This is a genomic window from Vibrio caribbeanicus ATCC BAA-2122 (assembly GCF_000165125.1).
Classification (GTDB): Bacteria; Pseudomonadota; Gammaproteobacteria; order Enterobacterales; family Vibrionaceae; genus Vibrio; species Vibrio caribbeanicus.
The window spans coordinates 1-19,295 of sequence record NZ_AEIU01000067.1 but is presented as its reverse complement, the minus strand read 5'-3'; the positions used below and the strand labels follow the sequence as shown (position 1 = coordinate 19,295).

Here is a 19,295-nt window from a genome sequence, read left to right as displayed (position 1 = left end):
TACTTTAAACGATGAATCACGGACGCGGGGTGGAGCAGCTTGGTAGCTCGTCGGGCTCATAACCCGAAGGTCGTCGGTTCAAATCCGGCCCCCGCAACCAAAGCGACACTAGCTCAGTTGGTAGAGCGCAACCTTGCCAAGGTTGAGGTCACGAGTTCGAACCTCGTGTGTCGCTCCAAATCTTTTTCTTAAAGTATGAATAACGGTTACGTGATTCATACATGTAAAATGCGACACTAGCTCAGTTGGTAGAGCGCAACCTTGCCAAGGTTGAGGTCACGAGTTCGAACCTCGTGTGTCGCTCCATATCTCTACTCTGTAGAATAGGCTTGTTAGCCAATGCTCTTTCCTAATGCTGAGAAGCATTATCCCCAAAATTATAGATACGCAGATAAGATATCGTCTTGGTCTTGATTGATGCTGCATTGCCATACAATGGTATTGAATTACAGCGCCTGTATTGTAAGGGATATACGTGTCCATCAACAGAGTTATCCACAGGGTAGGTTTGTGGATAAGTTAGTGGGTAAAGCCATTCTTTCTTGTGCATGCGTTGCTCTTAAAACGATCAATTGCACTGCATTTAAACTAATAAAACACTGATGTTTTATGTTAAGTTATTGTTTTTTATGTTTTATTTGGCTTTTTTTTCGATCGGTTAAGTAAGTGATTGTGATCTTTAAGTCACTGTTTTTTGATCTCGCTCATTAACCTTCATTGTGGTTAACTTATTTTAGTTAACATAAATGGCACGATTATTTTTTCTTTTCCACATTTTTATTTTTAGATCTAAGTCAAACTTTGATCGCTCTTTATCGGCAGGTTTTATGCATCTCTCGGTAGACCTTTGGTGACCACACGAATTAGCCTATCGAGTTTAGTCGATCTGACTGAGATTTTTTGATCTTGTTGCATTAAAGCCCATTTTACATGCTCATCCAGTACATCGTTTATACCAAGACGCGTTTTTAGTGCGTCGACTATACGTTGTGAAAAAGGTGCGTTCCCCATAGCCACAGATAGGTTACGTAACCATTTTGTGTGACCAATTCTCCTGATAGCTGACCCTTCCATGTATTTGAGAAAAGTCTGTTCATCCCACAAGAAGAGCTCGACGAGGTCTGCTTGGTTTAAGGAGGACCGTCGATGGAAGTCATTTTGCTCTGTGAGTGGTGAAAATCGATTCCACGGGCAAACGAGTTGGCAGTCGTCACAGCCATAAATTCTATTTCCCATCGACTTTCTGAATTCTTCAGGAATTACTCCATCAAGCTCTATCGTCAAATATGATATGCAACGCCTAGCATCTACCACACCATCAGCAACAATCGCCTGTGTTGGGCAAGAGGTGATGCAAGCTTTGCATTTTCCGCATTCATCAATGCTGGGTTGATCTACTGGTAAAGGTATATCAATAAGTAGCTCACCAAGGAAAAACCAAGATCCACAGTCTTTATCGAGAATCAAAGAGTGTTTACCTGTCCAACCTAGACCTGCTTTTTGTGCAAGGGGCCTTTCTAGGATAGGAGCGGAATCAACAAAAGGTCTGTGGCTAAAATTTTCCATTTCTTGCTCTATTTTCTGACCCAGCTTCTTGAGTTGGTTGCGCATGAGTTTATGATAGTCACGGCCAAGAGCGTAGCGGCTAATATAAGCTTGGGTTGGATCAGATAGATTGGAGGCAAACTGAGCTTCAGGAGGAAGGTAATTCATTCGCACGCTGATAACACGAGTTGTTCCTGGGAGTAATTCACTGGGCCTAGCGCGCATCATACCATGTCGCGCCATCCAGTCCATCTCACCGTGATAACCAGCATCGAGCCATTTTTGTAAAAGGGGTTCGTGTTCACTAAGGTCTACATCGCAGATGCCTACTTTTTGGAACCCAAGCTCTTTTCCCCAAATTTTTATCTTGTTTGCAAGCTCAGTGTAGTTCATTGTGACTCTATTCCTTATTGAAGGGACGAGATCTTAGCGGATCTGATTTAGTCGATCTAGCTCATAAAAAAACAAAATGACCAGAAAAGACACTTTTTTTACTCAACTTACACAAGAAGGCTTGTTTCACAATTCCAACCCAGTTTACTATTCTTGTTATTTTAATTTTTATACCGTCTAACCCAGAGAACGTGATCCATGACTAAGAAACAATTTGCCTTAAAAGATGAAAAGGCAACCATTTCACTGGGCGCCCAGTTGGCAAAAATTTGTTTTAAGCAAACAACCATCTACCTTTACGGAGATCTAGGCGCAGGCAAAACGACGTTTAGTCGCGGTTTTATCACTGCTCTTGGGCATATAGGGACGGTGAAAAGTCCTACTTATACATTAGTTGAGCCCTATGAGCTTGAACAATGGCATGTTTTTCATTTTGATCTGTATCGTCTGTCTGATGCCGAAGAACTTGAGTTCATGGGTATTCGTGATTACTTTTCATCAGATGCGATTTGTCTGGTTGAATGGCCGCAAAGAGGACAAGGAATTTTGCCGGAAGCAGATATCACGCTGGATCTACGTTACGACGGTACGGCACGAGTTGCTGAACTCGTAGCCAATAATAGTTATGGTGAAGAAATACTAGAACAATTGGAGTTATCTTGAAGCATTCGTTGATCAGAGCCTTCTTCTTTTCATTTACTGTCTTTTTCATCCCCTGTTTGGCGCTGGCAAATGCATTGGAGAGTATTCGTGTCTGGCCCTCACCGGATGAAACCAGAGTTGTTATCGACCTTAAGACAGAGGCTGACTTTAGCTATTTCACATTATCGAGTCCAGAGCGATTGGTGGTTGACTTGAAGAAAACATCACTGAGCGCTAAGTTACCTGTCTCAATCAGTGATAGTCCTGTATTAAAAAATATCCGCAAGAGCTCACCACCGACCAAAGGAACCTTTCGGCTCGTTTTCGAGTTAAAAGAAAAAGTTCGCCCACAGCTTTTTAAGCTAGCCCCGACACCAGGGGGGCAGTATGGGCATAGACTTGTTATCGATTTGCCACATAAAGCAAGGGGAGCACCCGTTGATAAGGTAACATCTGATAGTAAAAAAGTAAGTCGAGATGTCTCTCAATTATATGGTACTGCGGACATTATTGTTGCAATCGATGCTGGTCATGGAGGAGAAGATCCTGGTTCCATTGGCCCAAGTCGTAAGTATGAAAAAAATGCAACTTTGGCGATATCAAAAAAGATCGCCACACAAATTAACAAAGTGCCTGGTATGAAAGCGGTGCTGACTCGACATGGTGATTACTTTGTTAACCTCAATAAGCGTTCTGAAATCGCGCGAAGAAATAAAGCGCATCTTTTAGTATCGATACATGCAGATGGTTTTCATACCCCTCACCCTGAAGGTGCTTCTGTTTTTGTGCTTAATACTCGCAGGGCAAATTCAGAAATTGCCCGATGGGTCGAAAATCATGAGGCTCAGTCCCAGTTACTAGGTGGTGCTGGGGAAGTTCTTTCTAAAAATAATAGTGATAGAAATATCAGTCAGACGCTCTTGGATTTACAGTTTAGCCACTCACAAAAAGAGGGCTACAAGCTAGCAACAAAAATCCTATCTCAGATGACTAGGTCAGGAATTCGATTGCATAAAAAAAATCCAGTTAATGCTAGCTTAGCAGTATTAAAATCGCCTGACATACCATCTGTTTTGGTTGAAACTGGCTTTATAACTAACCCAACAGAAGAAAGGCTACTTTTCCAAAGAGGACATCAGGATAAGTTGGTAAGAGCCCTGTCCAATGCCATTGTTGATTATTTTGAAGCAAACCCTCCCGAAGGAACGTTATTTGCCAATCGAGGTCAATCTAAAAAGCATAAGGTACGTCGAGGTGAGTCTTTATCGATTATTGCTGGCAACTACGGCTCATCTGTAAAGGCCATAATGCAAGCAAATAAATTAAAAAGTAGTGGCTTAGCTATCGGGCAGGTCCTTATTATTCCTGCTGTGAGTAAATCGGCATCGAGCCCAAGGATACCAAAGCTCAGTAAAACAGTGACTCATATTGTTCAACGTGGTGACTACTTAGGTAAAATCGCTAAACGTTATCAGGTGTCTGTCGCGGCAATAAAAAAACAAAACCGTTTACGCACAGATACATTAAAATTGGGACAAAAACTGACCATTACGGTGGGCTTGAAAGATGAACCATTGCGTAAGCATGTTGTTAAGCGGGGAGATTTTTTGGGGAAAATTGCGAAAAAATACCAAGTAAGTGTGAATAGTATCCGTCAGGCTAACAACTTACGCTCTGATTCCCTTGCTGTTGGGCAAGTTCTCCTAATTCCGCACAGTTAAGAGGTGAACTTGTGACGATAAAAATTTTACCCGCTCGTTTGGCTAATCAAATTGCAGCAGGAGAAGTAGTGGAGAGGCCAGCTTCTGTTGTAAAAGAGTTGATAGAAAATAGCCTTGATTCAGGTGCGAGTCGCATCGATATTGATATTGATAAGGGTGGTTCAAAACTGATACGGGTGCGTGATAATGGCAAGGGGATTGCAAAAGATGAACTCGGCCTAGCCTTAAGCCGCCATGCGACTTCTAAGATCCATTGCTTGGATGATTTGGAAACGATCATGAGTTTAGGGTTTCGTGGAGAAGCTCTAGCCAGCATCAGCTCTGTTTCGAGACTGACCATCACTTCACGCCCCGCCGCTCAGGAACAGGCGTGGTCAGCGTACAGTGAAGGTCGAAATATGGAAGTTAAATTACAACCTGCTGCGCATCCAATAGGGACTACCGTAGAGGTGCTTGACCTGTTTTTTAACACTCCAGCACGTCGGAAGTTCTTGAGAACTGAGAAGACAGAATTTAGTCATATCGAAGAGTTAGTCAGACGAATTGCATTGAGCCGTTTTGATGTGTCTTTAAACTTGAAGCACAACGGAAAAATCGTTAAACAATATCGAGCATCGAAAACGGACAAGCAGACAGAACAGCGTTTGGCTTCTGTCTGTGGCTCGGCATTTGTGCGCCACATGTTGAAAATTGAATTAGAGCACAATGGGCTGAAACTGCATGGTTGGATCACGACCCCGCAGGGTGCAAGACAACAAGGTGATTTACAGTATTGCTACGTCAATGGCCGTATGATGCGAGACAAACTGATTAATCATGCGATTCGCCAAAGTTACGAAACGAGTCTTGAGGCGAATCAATTCGCTGCTTATGTGCTCTTTATTGAAATTGATCCGCAGCAAGTTGACGTTAATGTTCACCCAGCTAAGCATGAAGTGCGTTTTCATCAAGCAAGGCTAGTACATGATTTTATATATCAAGCTTTGAGCGATGCTTTGGTTCAAGGTGCTTATATTGAGCCGATTCCGTTGAATGAGGGAGCTTTTCACCAAGATCAATGTCCTATGAAGTCTCAAAGTGCGTCGGCAGCTTACGAGCGAGAGAGGCAGGTCATTGACTCTGTGCCGAACTACCCAGGAAAAGAAGTTAAGGTTCAGGAAACGGCTCAAGTTAGGGAGCAGAGAGATTGGGTAACTCCTCAATCGCACACCCGCGAGAAAATAACCGAACAGTATTCCTCAAAAAAACCTAGGTCAAATGAGATAAAAGCGTACCAACAGCTTTTAACGGTGACTCGTGAAGCTAAAGATGATTTAGAAGACACAACGGAATTAACTTCTCCAAACCAAGTGCTAAGCATTGGTAAAGCCATGCACGTTATCCATGACCAATATCTGGTCACGGCAGACAAATTAGGTACGAATATTGTTAATCTTGCAAAAGCGGAATGGTTGAGAGTACGGGGACAGTTACTGTTTGAAGAGGGCTTAAAAAGCCAACCTCTGTTGGTTCCCCTCGCAATGAAACTCGACAATAACTTATTAAAGATTGCCGATGACTACAAACAATTATTTACTCGTTTTGGATTGGAAATTCGCACAAGAGGAAAGGAATCCATCATTGTGATGGGTGTACCTAATCTTTTACGTCAGCAAAACCTACAGCAATTGATCCCCGATTTACTGACTTTTGTGGGTAATCATGAAGTAGAATCTCAGTCTTTGAATAAGAAAGAGTTGGCGGATTGGCTGTCCTTTCAAATCACACGTGTGAAAGATACCTATACTCTCTCAGAAGCGATTCAAATTTTGGCCGATATTGAATTAACTTGGAAAGACAGTTTGCCTCTTGACGATAGAACATTTGTTAAACCTGTCGACTTTTTGCCGACCATCACGACATTTACCCTATGAATAATCAATCTTTACCCCTAGCTTTATTTTTGATGGGGCCAACCGCCTCAGGAAAAACTGAACTTGCCATACGTTTGCGTCAGAGGTTTCCGGTGGAAATCATTTCTGTTGATTCCGCTCTCATTTATAAAGGTATGGATATTGGTACGGCAAAGCCAGACACTACTGAACAGTCTTTAGCTCCCCATCGTTTGATCGATATTCTTGATCCAAGTGAAGCTTATTCTGCCGCCGACTTTCGTAAAGATGCATTGTCAGAAATGCATAACATTGTTGCGCAGGGAAAAATTCCCTTATTGGTCGGTGGAACAATGTTATATTACAAAGCATTGCTTGAAGGTTTGTCGCCACTTCCTGCGGCAAATCCCGAAATTCGCCAGCAAATTGAGCAACAAGCATTGACTCTTGGGTGGGATACGATGCACGATAGGCTTAAAGAAGTCGACCCTGTTGCTGCACAAAGAATACACCCCAACGATCCACAACGGTTATCGAGAGCGTTGGAGGTATATCAAATCACGGGGAAGACTTTGACAGAGCTGACTCAAACTAAAGGTGACAGTCTACCATTTAACGTCAGACAATTTGCAATAGCGCCCACGGAAAGGGCAGAACTCCATCGTCGTATTGAACAACGCTTCAATAATATGATCGAGGCGGGTTTTGAGCAGGAAGTTCGTCGACTTTATGCTCGAGAGGACCTGCACTCAGATCTACCCTCTATTCGTTGTGTTGGTTATCGACAGATGTGGGAATATTTGGATGGAAGTAGTACATTCGAAGATGCTGTTTTTAAAGGTGTCTGTGCTACCCGTCAATTGGCCAAGCGACAAATTACCTGGTTGCGCAGCTGGGATAATTTAACTTGGTTAGATAGTGAGAACATTGAACAAGCATTCGAAACGATGTCAGAAACGATCCTTTCTGACCGTGGAGATGGTGTAATAATGTGATCATTTTTGCGTCTACATACCTTGTTCGTTAGTGATGACTTGAAATTTTTGCTTCAAGGCACCATAACCATACACGACAGGGTATTTTTATTGGTTTAGCTCAGATTATTGCCAAGTATCATTTGGTAAAATTGCTAAATAAACAAAACATGACTAAAAAAAGGAAAATAAAATGGCTAAGGGGCAATCTTTACAAGACCCGTTTTTAAATGCACTGCGTCGCGAACGTATTCCCGTGTCAATCTACCTGGTAAATGGAATTAAACTGCAGGGCCAGATCGAATCGTTCGATCAGTTTGTTATTTTACTGAAAAACACCGTAAATCAAATGGTATATAAGCACGCTATATCAACGGTTGTACCTGCTCGTCCTGTCAGTCATCACAGCGGAGAGCGCCCACAGGGTAGTGAACGTCAGCCCGAGAAATCAGAAGATTAACCATCTGTTGTTTATTAATATTATCTTAGGGAGTTGATTGCTTGTTTGACCGTTATGAAGCCGGTGAGCGAGCCGTACTTGTTCATATCAACTTCACGCAAGAAGGTGAGTGGGAAGATCTCAATGAATTTGAGATGCTGGTGTCTTCTGCAGGGGTTTCTGCGTTACAAGTTGTAACAGGGAGTCGCCAGTCCCCACATCCTAAATATTACGTTGGAGAGGGTAAGGCCCAAGAAATTGCACATGCTGTGCGAATGATGGGGGCTGATATTGTTTTATTTAATCACTCTCTTTCTCCTGCCCAAGAACGTAACCTAGAAAAGTTGTGTAAATGTCGAGTCCTTGATCGTACGGGCTTAATACTTGATATTTTTGCTCAAAGAGCGCGAACTCATGAAGGAAAGCTTCAGGTTGAGTTGGCGCAGTTGCGTCACATCTCGACGCGACTGATACGCGGATGGACACACTTAGAAAGGCAAAAAGGGGGAATAGGTCTACGTGGCCCAGGAGAAACTCAGTTAGAAACTGATCGACGTTTATTGCGTGACAGAATAAAAGCAATATTGCGGCGTTTAGAAAAAGTTGCGAAACAGCGTGAACAAGGCCGTCGCGCAAGAAATAGAGCAGAGATTCCGACTGTATCACTAGTTGGTTATACCAACGCAGGGAAATCAACACTGTTCAACCAGATAACTCAAGCGAGTGTTTATGCCGCAGATCAGTTATTTGCCACACTTGATCCTACATTACGTAAGATAGATGTGGCCGATATTGGTTCTGCCATTTTGGCTGATACGGTTGGATTTATCCGACATTTGCCACATGATCTTGTTGCAGCTTTTAAAGCGACGCTGCAAGAAACTCAAGAAGCTGACATTTTGTTACATGTTGTCGATGCTAGTGATGAGCGTTTTCGTGAGAATATTCACGCTGTTCACGAAGTATTAGAAGAAATTGATGCCCATGATATCCCAGCTTTGGTCGTGATGAATAAAATCGACAATCTAGAAGGGCAGGAACCTCGTATAGAGAGGGATGAGGATGGCGTTGCTTCTGTCGTATGGTTATCTGCGATGGAAGGTAAGGGGACAGAATTACTTTTTGCAGCGTTATCTGAACGTCTTGCAAGTCAAATGGTTCAGTATCGCTTACGAGTTACTCCTCGATATCAGGGACGCATCCGTAGTACATTTTTTCAAATGCGATGCATTGAACGCGAAGAATATGACCAAGACGGTAACTTGTTGATTGATGTTCGTATGCAACAAGTGGATTGGTCTAGACTAGAAAAAAGAGAAGGGGCAGTTTTGCGTGACTTTATAGTTACTTAAATGACTGCTACAGTATAACGTCATATCAAATGATGGAGCTTTCTAATGGCGTGGAATGAGCCAGGTAATAATAACGGCAATAATGGCCGCGATAATGACCCTTGGGGTAACAACCGTGGCAACAAGGGTGGTCGTGATCAAGGGCCGCCAGATTTGGATGAAGTGTTTAACAAGCTGAGCCAGAAACTGGGTGGAAAGTTTGGTGGTAGCGGGGGTAAAGGTCCCTCGTTCGGTGGTGGGGCCATGGGTTTTGGTGTCATTGCAGTTATTGCCATCGTACTCTGGGTCGTCTCAGGATTCTACACTGTTAATGAAGGTGAGCGAGGGGTTGTTCTCAGACTCGGAAAATACGACCGAATGGTTGATCCTGGTTTGAACTGGCGTCCAAGGTTTATTGATGCTGTGACCGCAGTTAACGTGCAGGCTATTCGCTCATTGCGCTCATCTGGGTCGATGCTGACTAAAGATGAGAATGTGGTTTCTGTGGCGATGGAAGTTCAGTATCGTGTTGCGGATCCTTATAAATACCTTTATCGAGTCACTAGTGCGGACGATAGCTTGCGTCAAGCGACAGATTCCGCATTGCGCGCTGTCATTGGTGATTCACTGATGGACAGCACCCTAACTAAAGGTCGTCTATCAATCCGCCAAAATACTCAAACCTTACTGGAAGACATTGTCGACAGTTACGATATGGGTATTGAGGTTGTTGCGGTTAACTTTGAGAATGCCCGCCCCCCAGAGCAAGTGAAAGACGCATTTGATGATGCGACAGCATCACGTGAGGACGCAGTTCGATTTGTGCGTGAAGCAGAAGCTTATCAAAACGATATTATTCCAAAAGCGAAGGGTCGAGCTGAGCGTCTACTCAAAGAAGCACAAGGCTACAGCGAGCGCATTATCAATGGTGCTTTGGGTCAAGTCGCACAGTTTGATAAATTATTGCCAGAATACCAAGCGTCTCCAGAGGTTACTCGTAACCGTCTCTATTTAGACACGATGGAACGCGTATATTCCAATACCTCTAAGGTATTAATCGACTCCGAAGCAAGCGGTAACCTGCTTTATTTGCCACTTGATAAGCTGACAGAGCAAAAAAGTTCCGCTAGAAAAAGTGTCACTCAAGAAACATCGACATACGATAAAATTGAACTAGAACCTCAGAGCAATCCGCAAAGCACTGATTCGTCAAGTCGTTCAAGCTCACGTCAAGGGAGATACTAACTATGCGTAAACTAATGATCCCTTTATTGGCTCTTGGTTTGGTCGCTCTGCTATCCTCATTGTTTGTTATTGAGGAAGGTGAGCGTGGAATCGTTCTTAGGTTTGGCCGAGTTTTGAAAGACAACAACGAGATAGCAAAAGTCTACGAGCCCGGTTTGCACTTTAGGATTCCTTTTTTCGATAGAGTTGAAATATTAGATGCGAAGATTCAGACCATGGACGGACGCTCCGATCGTTTCGTCACGTCTGAGAAAAAAGACGTCATTATTGATTCGTACGTAAAGTGGCGAATCGAAGATTTTGGTCAATTTTATCTCGCGACAGGTGGCGGTAATATCGGTACTGCACAAACCCTGCTGGGTAGAAAAGTCACCGATGTGCTTCGTTCTGAAATTGGTTCAAGAGAAATCAAGCAAATAGTTTCAGGCCCACGTAATGAAGATATTTTACCAGACAGCACTGATAGCGATGTTGTTACTACCGAAGCGGCAAAAGAAGCCTTGGAAGTAGATGGTGAGCGTGACATGATCATGAAGAATGTCTTAAACGATACTCGTAAAGATGCCATGGAAGATCTTGGCATCCACGTATTTGACTTTCGGATGAAGAAAATCAACTTACCAGATAGTATCAGTCGATCAATCTACGATCGTATGCGTGCTGAACGTGAGTCAGTGGCAAGACAGTTCCGTTCTGAAGGTCGTGAGCAAGCAGAGGTGATTCGCGCACAGGCAGAGCTTGAAGTTGCAACGATCTTAGCTGAAGCAGACAAATCAGCGCGAGTAACTCGTGGTGATGCTGATGCGAAAGCGGCGAAAATTTACGCAGATGCCTACAATAAAGACCCTGAGTTCTTTGGCTTCTTGCGTTCATTAAATGCCTATCGTAAGTCATTTAGTGATAAGAGCGATATCCTAGTTCTTGATCCAAAGAGTGATTTCTTTAAATATATGAATCAGGCCTCGGGCAAACCGTCTAACTGATAGATATACTGTTCATTAGGGCTCCTTCGGGAGCCCTTTTTATCGGAAGAAGTAATGATAGATAGTCTTTTTTTAGCGCTAGGCATTGTGCTGATTGTTGAGGGTCTAGGTCCAATGATAGCCCCTAATGGCTGGAGACATATGGTGGCTCAATTGAGTCAACAGCCTGACAACCAGTTGCGCAGAGTGGGTGGATGCTTGGTTGTAACAGGCATGGTTATTGTGTTTATGCTCGCATAGCTTTAGTAATGAGGTGGTGGCGGCTCTTTGGCAGGATCAGAAGTAAGGTGAGAGCTATCTAAGTTCTTCATCTTACCAACCACGTATTTCATTTGATCTTGCATCTTAGAAATCAAAAGCTGCTGCTGTGTTATTGCTTGATTTAACTCTTCGATGGTTTGCTCTTGGAAAGCCAATTGACATTCTAAGTCATTCACACGACTTTCTAGCTTCCCCAGTTCATTTTCGTTCATGATTAATAATCCACATTCCAAGCTTGAGCCATTCCTGCTGACGTTCCAGAGACGACACGATCTTGGCTATCAAAGGCCGCATCATACACTACTGCGCGAGGAGGGCGAGTATCTTTTAATGGCTCCGCTTCAAAACCATCGATCTGTTTTCCTGTTTTGGTTCGCCATACCATGATTCTGCTTGAGGGTGTGCCAGTTACTAAATAACGGCCATCGTCAGAGAAGCGAGCACTGGAAAAAATTAATTGACGTGAGTAACTGCGAAGTTGAGCAATCTTTTCACCAGTGTTGAGATCCCAAATGAAGGCTTGATTTCCACCATCTGAAGTCAACGCGTATTTGCCGTCTCTTTGCAAAGCCACTCGATTGATGCGCTGGCCATGCTCGAATGTACGTAATATTTGTCCTGTTGTAGTATTCCAGAGGTAAGCCTTGTAGTCATTACCACCGGTAAGGGCAAAGCGCCCGTTTGGAGAGAGTGCCACTGTATTGATTTTTTCGTTATGTGCGAGAAACTCTAATCTTCTACCTGTAGCGAGATTTACATAGATCGCTTTTCCATTGGATAGGCCCAATAAGACTTGGTCACCATTGCTTGCGATATCAATGTCTCTAATAAGGCCATCAGAGATTGACCACAAACCTTCAGCTTGCGTCCATGCTAAATCCCACACTGCAAAGTTAGTTTGAGTGGCTGTGACGGCAAATCGCCCATTATCGGAAATACGGATCTTAGAAACTGTACTTGCTTCTGGATCCTGTGGACCGAGAGACGCTAATTGTGAATTCTCGTAAAGATCCCAAAATACCAACTGCTGCTCTTTTGAATAAATAAGCGCGAAGCGTGCATCACGACTTAAAGCAAAACTAGTGGTGCCGTTCGCTTCTATCGTCCAGCGTTGAGCATCTTGGTTGGAGAAAAAACAGCCATTTAACGTAAAAATGACAAAAAGCATAAAGATTAAGTTAAAAATTATACGCATTAAATCCCAATATCCGCTTCGTTTACGTTCAAATAAGTGGCATATTGGTTATATTGGTACAACATGCTTGTGTGCACCAGAAAAAAATGTATCTTTGTGCACAAAGACAAATGGTTAGCCATTATTTGGAGAATTAAATGAAATCGATTTTTAAAGTGTCATTGCTTGCCGCGACGGTTGCGTTAGCTGCTGGCTGTCAAAAAGAAGAAACAAAAACAGATGCAGCGCCTAAAGCAGAACAAGTGCAGGCAGAAGCGGTTTCTTTCAAAAATGAAGATGATAAAGCGGCTTATGCCATTGGTGTTTCTTTCGCAAATTACTTGAGTACCAGCCTAGAGAAACCAAGTGAAATTGGTATTACTTTAAATAAGGATTTGGTACTTCAAGGTATCGAAGACGTTTTTGCAGGTAAACCTAGCCTTGACGAAGAGCAAACACGCAGCGCTTTAGAGTCTTTAGATAAGCGTGTTGCAGATACGATGCAAAAGAAAGCAACAGAGAAAGCAGCCGAAGCGAAAAAATTGGGTGATGATTTCCGCGCGAACTTCGAAAAAGAAGAGGGCGTTAAAAAGACAGATACGGGCCTACTATATCAAGTCATGAAAGGGACAAAAGGTGAACATCCAAAAGATACTGACACAGTTCAGGTTCACTATAAAGGTACATTGATTGACGGCACTCAGTTCGATAGCTCTTATGATCGCGGAGAGCCAGCCACCTTCCCATTGAATCGAGTGATTCCTGGTTGGACTGAAGGTGTACAATTAATGTCTGTTGGATCTAAATACAAATTTGTTATTCCACCAGAGCTTGCTTATGGTGAACAGGACACACCAACTATTCCGGCAAATTCAACACTTGTGTTTGAAGTTGAGCTACTTAAAATCGACAACGAGGAAGAAAAAGCCGTTCAATAAAACGAGCGTTCATCCACGTTATCTTAAGGGGCCCGGTTTAGACCGGGCCTTTTGTTTATGTAAACCTAGCATCTTGACGTTATTTGATTATATGAATTGGCAAAAATAGGATGGGCTATGTTAACAGAAAAAGCGTGATTAGATGCTTGGCTAGAATTTTCTGATAAGCTTAGATAAATTTATTGATTTTCACTTTGGAAGGCGACAAAAAGTGACGAATACAGAAAGTGTCAGTACTGAAATGTTACTCGATATTGAGTCGGTAAATGTTATGCCATTCAGTCAGGATGATAAAATAATTCTTAGGTCCTATGAGGCGGTCGTCGATGGTATCGCCAGTCTGATCGGTCCATTTTGTGAAATAGTGCTTCATTCACTTGAAGATTTAAACACCTCTGCGATTAAGATTGCTAATGGAGAAAATACGGGACGGCAAGTCGGGTCTCCTATTACAGACCTTGCTTTGAAAATGTTGCAAGATATTGAGGGTTCAGAACGAAATTTTTCCCGTTCCTATTTTTCCCGAGCGAAGGGCGGTGTGCTTATGAAGTCTATTACCGTCGCAATTCGAAATGGCAACAATCGTGTGATTGGCTTACTGTGTGTCAATGTTAATTTAGATGCACCATTTTCACAGGTTTTACAATCTTTTATGCCGACAGAAGAAGCAAAAGAGGCTGCATCGTCGGTTAATTTTGCCAGTGACGTAGAGGAGTTGGTGGATCAAACCGTTGAAAGAACGATTGAAGAAATTAATGCCGATAAGTCAGTGTCAAATAATACTAAAAACCGCCAGATTGTTATGGAGCTGTTTGATAAAGGTATTTTTGATATCAAAGATGCCATTAACCGAGTAGCTGAAAGATTAAATATTTCTAAGCACACCGTGTATTTGTATATCAGGCAACGGAAAGTTGAGGATGATGATAAATGAATAGGCTAACCTATACGCTCGTTGTGAATGGCTCAGTCTATGGTGGTCAATCTGCACGCAATGCTTATCAATTTGCCAATGCTCTCGTCGCCAGAGGTCATACGTTAGTCAGCGTTTTCTTCTATAAAGAAGGTGTTACTAATGGCAGTGCTTTGACTGTTCCAGCAAACGATGAGTTTGATTTGGTAAAAGGTTGGCAGAGGCTTGCCAAAGAACATGGCGTTCGTTTAGAGACCTGCGTTGCTGCCGCATTACGTCGCGGTATACTGAGTGAAGAGGAATCTTCTTTACATGGCCTAGATGGCCACAATCTTGCAGCAGGGTTTGAACAAGCCGGTTTAGGTAGCCTAGCTGAAGCGATGTTAGTCCAAGATAGGGTGGTTCAATTTTGACATCACTAACGTACGTATTTTGTTCTGCTCCACATTCGACATCATCTGGTCGAGAGGGGTTGGATGCTTTGTTGGCCGCCTCTGCATATTGTGAGGACATTCGAGTCATATTTTTGGGTGATGGTGTGTATCAATTACTCAAGGATCAAGAGACTCAGCAAATTTTAAGTAAGGGCTATGCCCCGTCGTTCAAGTTAATGGAATTATATGATATTGAGTCTATTTATATTTGTGAATCTTCGATGAAAGAACGAGGGTTAGTGTTAGCTGACCTTTTAATTGGCGGGCAACTTCTTGATTCGGCGGCGCTGTCGAATCAATTGCACGATGCAGATAAAGTTCTCACATTCTAGGTTTACTATGCTTTATATCATTAAATCCCTTCATTCATTAGAACTTGTTACTGGCTTTGATGCTTCTCACGACGCTATGTTACTGGTTGAAGATGCTATCTATGCAGCGATTTCTGGACACAAGATGTATGACATGTTGAGAGATATCAAGGTTTATGTACTTGATGCCGATGTTATGGCCAGAGGCTGTAAGACGAAAATGAGCAAGACAACGAAAACGATTAATTATGATGGCTTTGTTGAATTGACTGAACAGCATTCAAATATCATCACATGGCCTTAAAACTTGCCCAACTTTGATGTCATGGATTGTTTTTTACCAAGATGGCTAAAAAAGATCCGTATATTTCTTGACAGCCAGAGCACTAAAAAATAGAATTTTGCGTCCCTGACTGCGACTGTTAGTCAGGGAATAGATTTTTCACAAAGCTTACTTTCAAGTAAATCAGGAGCTAGTTAATGGCAACTATTAACCAGTTGGTACGTAAACCTCGTGCAAAGCAAGTTGTTAAAAGCAACGTGCCTGCACTAGAAGCGTGCCCACAAAAACGTGGTGTATGTACTCGTGTTTACACTACTACACCTAAAAAACCTAACTCAGCACTTCGTAAAGTTTGTCGTGTTCGTTTGACAAATGGTTTCGAAGTGACTTCGTACATCGGCGGTGAAGGTCACAACCTTCAAGAGCACTCAGTTGTTCTAATCCGCGGTGGTCGTGTTAAAGACCTTCCGGGTGTACGTTACCACACTGTTCGCGGTGCACTTGACTGTGCTGGCGTTAACGACCGTAAACAAGGTCGTTCTAAGTACGGTGTGAAACGTCCTAAGTCTTAATGCTCTTCTAAATTGATAGAAGCGTTAAGTAAGGCCAAACACTAAAATTAAATTTTAATTTTTGAAGAAACTGAAAAGTTTTGGATAACCTGAAGAATAAGACAACGGAGATAATTCCATGCCACGTCGTCGCGTCATTGGTCAGCGTAAGATCCTTCCAGATCCGAAGTTCAAATCTGAATTGCTGGCAAAATTCGTCAACATCCTAATGGTTGACGGTAAGAAATCTACTGCAGAGAAAATCGTATACACTGCACTAGATGCTATGGCTGAGAAATCTGGTAAAGATCACTTAGCTGTATTTGAAGAAGCTCTTGAAAATGTTCGCCCAGCGGTAGAGGTTAAATCTCGCCGTGTAGGTGGTTCAACTTACCAAGTTCCTGTAGAAGTGCGTCCGGTTCGTCGTAACGCGCTAGCTATGCGTTGGTTGGTTGAAGCTGCGCGTAAGCGTGGTGAAAAATCTATGGCTCAGCGTCTTGCAGCAGAAATGCTTGATGCGTCTGAGAACAAAGGTACTGCGGTTAAGAAACGTGAAGACGTTCACCGTATGGCTGATGCTAACAAAGCATTCGCTCATTACCGTTGGTAATACCTTTACATGCCGTGAATTCTTTCACGGCATGTGTTTAGTTCCTATGTGCAAGCGTAGGAACTATTGCTATTTTTAGGAGATGGTAAAAATCATCAAACTGAAAATAGCAATAGTCCCTAATGCAAAGAGGATTCAATAGTGGCCCGTAAAACACCTATTGAGCGCTATCGTAACATTGGTATTGTCGCTCACGTAGACGCTGGCAAAACCACCACAAGTGAACGCATTCTTTTCTACACTGGTCTTTCTCACAAAATTGGTGAGGTTCATGACGGTGCTGCAACCATGGATTGGATGGAGCAAGAGCAAGAGCGTGGAATTACCATTACTTCTGCTGCGACAACTACATTCTGGCGCGGTATGGAAGCACAATTTCAAGACCATCGCATTAATATCATAGACACTCCCGGACACGTAGACTTCACTATTGAAGTTGAGCGTTCTCTCCGCGTGCTCGATGGAGCTGTCGTTGTATTTTGTGGAGCCTCTGGTGTTGAACCTCAATCTGAAACTGTATGGCGTCAAGCAGATAAATATCACGTACCTAGAATGGTATTTGTCAACAAAATGGACCGTGCAGGGGCCGACTTTTTACGTGTTGTTGACCAGATCAAAAATCGCCTCGGTGCCAACCCAGTTCCTATCCAACTAAATATTGGTGCTGAAGATGACTTCAAAGGTGTTATTGACCTTATCAAAATGAAGGCGATCAACTGGAATGAGGCTGATCAGGGTACCACCTTTACTTACGAAGATATTCCAAGTGATATGCTTGAATTAGCAGAAGAGTATCGCATGAATCTTGTTGAAGCTGCGGCAGAGGCTTCTGAAGAGTTAATGGATAAGTATCTTGAAGAAGGTGAACTGACCGAAGCTGAGATCAAACAAGCACTACGAACTCGTACGTTAAATAACGAAATTGTGCTCGCTACTTGTGGTAGCGCCTTTAAAAATAAAGGTGTTCAAGCAGTACTAGATGCTGTGGTTGAATATTTGCCTTCGCCTGTAGATGTTCCTGCTATCAAAGGTGTCGATGATAGTGACAATGAGGTAGAACGTCATGCGGATGATAATGAACCGTTTTCTGCCCTTGCATTTAAAATCGCAACAGACCCGTTTGTCGGCACTTTGACATTTATGCGAGTTTATTCTGGAGTGGTTAATTCTGGCGATGCTGTTTACAACTCGGTCAAGCAGAAAAAAGAGCGATTTGGACGAATTGTGCAGATGCACTCAAATAAGCGCGATGAGATCAAGGAAGTTCGTGCAGGCGATATTGCAGCGGCAATCGGCCTTAAGGACGTAACAACAGGGGATACTTTATGTGACCAAAACCATAAGGTTATCTTAGAGCGAATGGAATTTCCGGATCCAGTGATTCAAATTGCGGTTGAACCTCGTTCAGTAGCTGATCAGGAGAAGATGGGTATTGCACTGGGTAAACTAGCAGCAGAAGATCCGTCATTCCGTGTAGAAACAGATGATGAAACAGGCCAGACATTGATCTCTGGCATGGGTGAGCTTCATTTAGATATCATTGTTGATCGCATGAAGCGTGAATTCAGCGTTGACTGTAATGTCGGTAAACCTCAGGTAGCGTACCGAGAGACGATTCGTGGTAACGCGGAAGTCGAAGGTAAGTTTGTACGCCAATCTGGTGGTCGAGGTCAATATGGTCACGTATGGATCAAGCTTGAACCTTCAGAACCAGGCGAAGGCTTTGTTTTTGTAGACGAAATCGTGGGCGGTGTTGTTCCAAAAGAATACATCAGCTCGGTAGCGAAAGGTATCGAGGAGCAAATGAATAGCGGTGTCTTGGCGGGTTACCCCGTACTAGATATTAAGGCAACGTTATTTGATGGTTCATACCATGATGTCGATTCGAATGAGATGGCGTTTAAAATCGCTGGTTCTATGGCATTCAAAAAAGGTTCTTTGGAAGCACAACCCGTTCTTCTTGAACCAATGATGAATGTTGAAGTAACTACCCCTGAAGATTGGATGGGGGATGTTGTGGGTGACCTGAATCGCCGTCGTGGCATGATCGAAGGTATGGACGATGGTGTGGCTGGGATTAAGATCATCCGTGCCCAGGTTCCATTATCTGAGATGTTTGGGTACGCCACAGACCTGCGTTCTGCAACTCAAGGCCGTGCGTCTTATTCTATGGAGTTTAATGAGTACGCTGAAGTGCCTAAAAACTTCGCAGAAAAAATCATTGCAGACCGAGGTTATTAAACAAAATGCTTCGATCTTAAAAAAAGTCTCGCTTTTTTAAAAGATCAATGCGTCCAAATATTGCGCTGACTGACGTTGGCGCATAAAATAGCAATTTCTGGCGCGTCTCGATCAATTCGGATCGTGGCGAATCATAACTAGGAAGGAACACGATCGTGTCTAAAGAAAAATTTGAACGTACTAAACCGCACGTAAACGTTGGTACTATCGGCCACGTTGACCACGGTAAAACAACTCTAACTGCTGCAATCTGTACAACACTTGCTAAAGTGTACGGCGGTGAAGCGAAAGACTTCGCATCTATCGATAACGCTCCAGAAGAGCGTGAGCGCGGTATCACAATCGCTACATCTCACGTTGAGTACGACACTCCAACTCGTCACTACGCACACGTAGACTGTCCAGGACACGCTGACTATGTTAAAAACATGATCA

General features: G+C 43.0%; 22 protein-coding genes and 3 tRNA genes. 21 read left to right on the top strand and 4 right to left on the bottom strand.

Annotated elements, in window-relative coordinates:
- Positions 1-23 precede the first annotated feature (23 nt).
- The 3 genes from RH40_RS07965 (at position 24) to RH40_RS07955 (ending at position 306) form a co-directional block, all read left to right on the top strand.
- Positions 24-100: transfer RNA gene (locus RH40_RS07965), tRNA-Met, on the top strand.
- 2 nt (positions 101-102) lie between these two features.
- A tRNA-Gly gene (locus RH40_RS07960) sits at positions 103-178 on the top strand.
- Positions 179-230: 52 nt separating this feature from the next.
- Positions 231-306 (top strand) — tRNA-Gly (locus tag RH40_RS07955).
- Positions 307-349: 43 nt separating this feature from the next.
- Here the strand turns inward: RH40_RS07955 and RH40_RS07950 are convergent.
- Both RH40_RS07950 and queG read right to left on the bottom strand, forming a co-directional pair.
- A complete protein-coding gene (locus RH40_RS07950; RefSeq protein WP_039954437.1) occupies positions 350-550 on the bottom strand; it encodes a hypothetical protein in 201 nt (66 codons plus the stop codon).
- 275 nt (positions 551-825) lie between these two features.
- Positions 826-1,938 (bottom strand): tRNA epoxyqueuosine(34) reductase QueG, encoded by a 1,113-nt coding sequence (gene queG / locus RH40_RS07945; protein WP_009600924.1) that lies wholly within the window; start codon positions 1,936-1,938, stop codon positions 826-828.
- 198 nt (positions 1,939-2,136) lie between these two features.
- On the opposite strand from queG, the gene tsaE reads away from it, so the two are divergent.
- The 9 genes from tsaE (at position 2,137) to RH40_RS07900 (ending at position 11,384) form a co-directional block, all read left to right on the top strand.
- The gene (gene tsaE, locus RH40_RS07940) at positions 2,137-2,601 is read left to right on the top strand and encodes a tRNA (adenosine(37)-N6)-threonylcarbamoyltransferase complex ATPase subunit type 1 TsaE (protein ID WP_009600923.1); all 465 of its coding nucleotides are present in this window, start codon (positions 2,137-2,139) and stop codon (positions 2,599-2,601) included.
- A gap of 8 nt (positions 2,602-2,609) precedes the next feature.
- Positions 2,610-4,301 carry a LysM peptidoglycan-binding domain-containing protein gene (locus RH40_RS07935; protein ID WP_050790433.1) on the top strand — a complete coding sequence of 564 codons (1,692 nt, stop codon included), beginning with the start codon at positions 2,610-2,612 and terminating at the stop codon, positions 4,299-4,301.
- 11 nt (positions 4,302-4,312) lie between these two features.
- Positions 4,313-6,214 carry a DNA mismatch repair endonuclease MutL gene (gene mutL, locus RH40_RS07930; protein WP_009600921.1) on the top strand — a complete coding sequence of 634 codons (1,902 nt, stop codon included), beginning with the start codon at positions 4,313-4,315 and terminating at the stop codon, positions 6,212-6,214.
- Complete coding sequence (miaA, locus tag RH40_RS07925) at positions 6,211-7,167, top strand: tRNA (adenosine(37)-N6)-dimethylallyltransferase MiaA (protein WP_009600920.1); 957 nt, start codon at positions 6,211-6,213, stop codon at positions 7,165-7,167. The genes mutL and miaA overlap by 4 nt, the downstream gene beginning before the upstream one ends.
- Before the next feature lie 172 nt (positions 7,168-7,339).
- Positions 7,340-7,606 carry an RNA chaperone Hfq gene (gene hfq / locus RH40_RS07920; protein ID WP_009600919.1) on the top strand — a complete coding sequence of 89 codons (267 nt, stop codon included), beginning with the start codon at positions 7,340-7,342 and terminating at the stop codon, positions 7,604-7,606.
- Positions 7,607-7,647: 41 nt separating this feature from the next.
- Complete coding sequence (hflX, locus tag RH40_RS07915) at positions 7,648-8,937, top strand: ribosome rescue GTPase HflX (protein ID WP_009600918.1); 1,290 nt, start codon at positions 7,648-7,650, stop codon at positions 8,935-8,937.
- A gap of 45 nt (positions 8,938-8,982) precedes the next feature.
- Positions 8,983-10,161: an FtsH protease activity modulator HflK gene (hflK, locus tag RH40_RS07910; RefSeq protein WP_009600917.1), complete on the top strand. Its 1,179-nt coding sequence runs from the start codon at positions 8,983-8,985 to the stop codon at positions 10,159-10,161.
- Positions 10,162-10,163: 2 nt separating this feature from the next.
- Positions 10,164-11,144: a protease modulator HflC gene (gene hflC, locus RH40_RS07905; protein ID WP_009600916.1), complete on the top strand. Its 981-nt coding sequence runs from the start codon at positions 10,164-10,166 to the stop codon at positions 11,142-11,144.
- A 54-nt stretch (positions 11,145-11,198) separates the two neighbouring features.
- Entirely contained in the window at positions 11,199-11,384 is a 186-nt protein-coding gene (locus RH40_RS07900; RefSeq protein ID WP_009600915.1) for a DUF2065 domain-containing protein, read from the top strand.
- A 2-nt stretch (positions 11,385-11,386) separates the two neighbouring features.
- On the opposite strand, the gene RH40_RS07895 is transcribed toward RH40_RS07900, so the two are convergent.
- Both RH40_RS07895 and RH40_RS07890 read right to left on the bottom strand, forming a co-directional pair.
- The gene (locus RH40_RS07895) at positions 11,387-11,617 is read right to left on the bottom strand and encodes a SlyX family protein (RefSeq protein WP_009600914.1); all 231 of its coding nucleotides are present in this window, start codon (positions 11,615-11,617) and stop codon (positions 11,387-11,389) included.
- 2 nt (positions 11,618-11,619) lie between these two features.
- Entirely contained in the window at positions 11,620-12,600 is a 981-nt protein-coding gene (locus RH40_RS07890; protein ID WP_009600913.1) for a WD40 repeat domain-containing protein, read from the bottom strand.
- A gap of 137 nt (positions 12,601-12,737) precedes the next feature.
- Between RH40_RS07890 and fkpA the strand changes: the two genes are divergently transcribed.
- From fkpA to RH40_RS07845, 9 genes are all read left to right on the top strand, one after another.
- Entirely contained in the window at positions 12,738-13,517 is a 780-nt protein-coding gene (gene fkpA, locus RH40_RS07885) for an FKBP-type peptidyl-prolyl cis-trans isomerase (RefSeq protein WP_009600912.1), read from the top strand.
- Positions 13,518-13,728: 211 nt separating this feature from the next.
- Entirely contained in the window at positions 13,729-14,451 is a 723-nt protein-coding gene (locus RH40_RS07880) for a helix-turn-helix transcriptional regulator (protein WP_009600911.1), read from the top strand.
- Positions 14,448-14,843, top strand: coding sequence for a sulfurtransferase complex subunit TusD (gene tusD / locus RH40_RS07875; protein ID WP_009600910.1), 396 nt, complete (start codon positions 14,448-14,450; stop codon positions 14,841-14,843). The genes RH40_RS07880 and tusD overlap by 4 nt, the downstream gene beginning before the upstream one ends.
- The gene (gene tusC / locus RH40_RS07870; protein WP_009600909.1) at positions 14,840-15,196 is read left to right on the top strand and encodes a sulfurtransferase complex subunit TusC; all 357 of its coding nucleotides are present in this window, start codon (positions 14,840-14,842) and stop codon (positions 15,194-15,196) included. The genes tusD and tusC overlap by 4 nt, the downstream gene beginning before the upstream one ends.
- 7 nt (positions 15,197-15,203) lie before the next feature.
- Positions 15,204-15,479 (top strand): sulfurtransferase complex subunit TusB, encoded by a 276-nt coding sequence (gene tusB / locus RH40_RS07865; RefSeq protein ID WP_009600908.1) that lies wholly within the window; start codon positions 15,204-15,206, stop codon positions 15,477-15,479.
- A gap of 176 nt (positions 15,480-15,655) precedes the next feature.
- The gene (rpsL, locus tag RH40_RS07860) at positions 15,656-16,030 is read left to right on the top strand and encodes a 30S ribosomal protein S12 (RefSeq protein WP_004399892.1); all 375 of its coding nucleotides are present in this window, start codon (positions 15,656-15,658) and stop codon (positions 16,028-16,030) included.
- 118 nt (positions 16,031-16,148) lie between these two features.
- Positions 16,149-16,619, top strand: coding sequence for a 30S ribosomal protein S7 (rpsG, locus tag RH40_RS07855; protein ID WP_004415829.1), 471 nt, complete (start codon positions 16,149-16,151; stop codon positions 16,617-16,619).
- Between the two features lie 141 nt (positions 16,620-16,760).
- Positions 16,761-18,860 carry an elongation factor G gene (gene fusA, locus RH40_RS07850; protein WP_009600907.1) on the top strand — a complete coding sequence of 700 codons (2,100 nt, stop codon included), beginning with the start codon at positions 16,761-16,763 and terminating at the stop codon, positions 18,858-18,860.
- Positions 18,861-19,015: 155 nt separating this feature from the next.
- Positions 19,016-19,295 (top strand): GTP-binding protein (locus RH40_RS07845; RefSeq protein WP_009600906.1); only part of this gene is annotated, 280 nt, incomplete at its 3' end.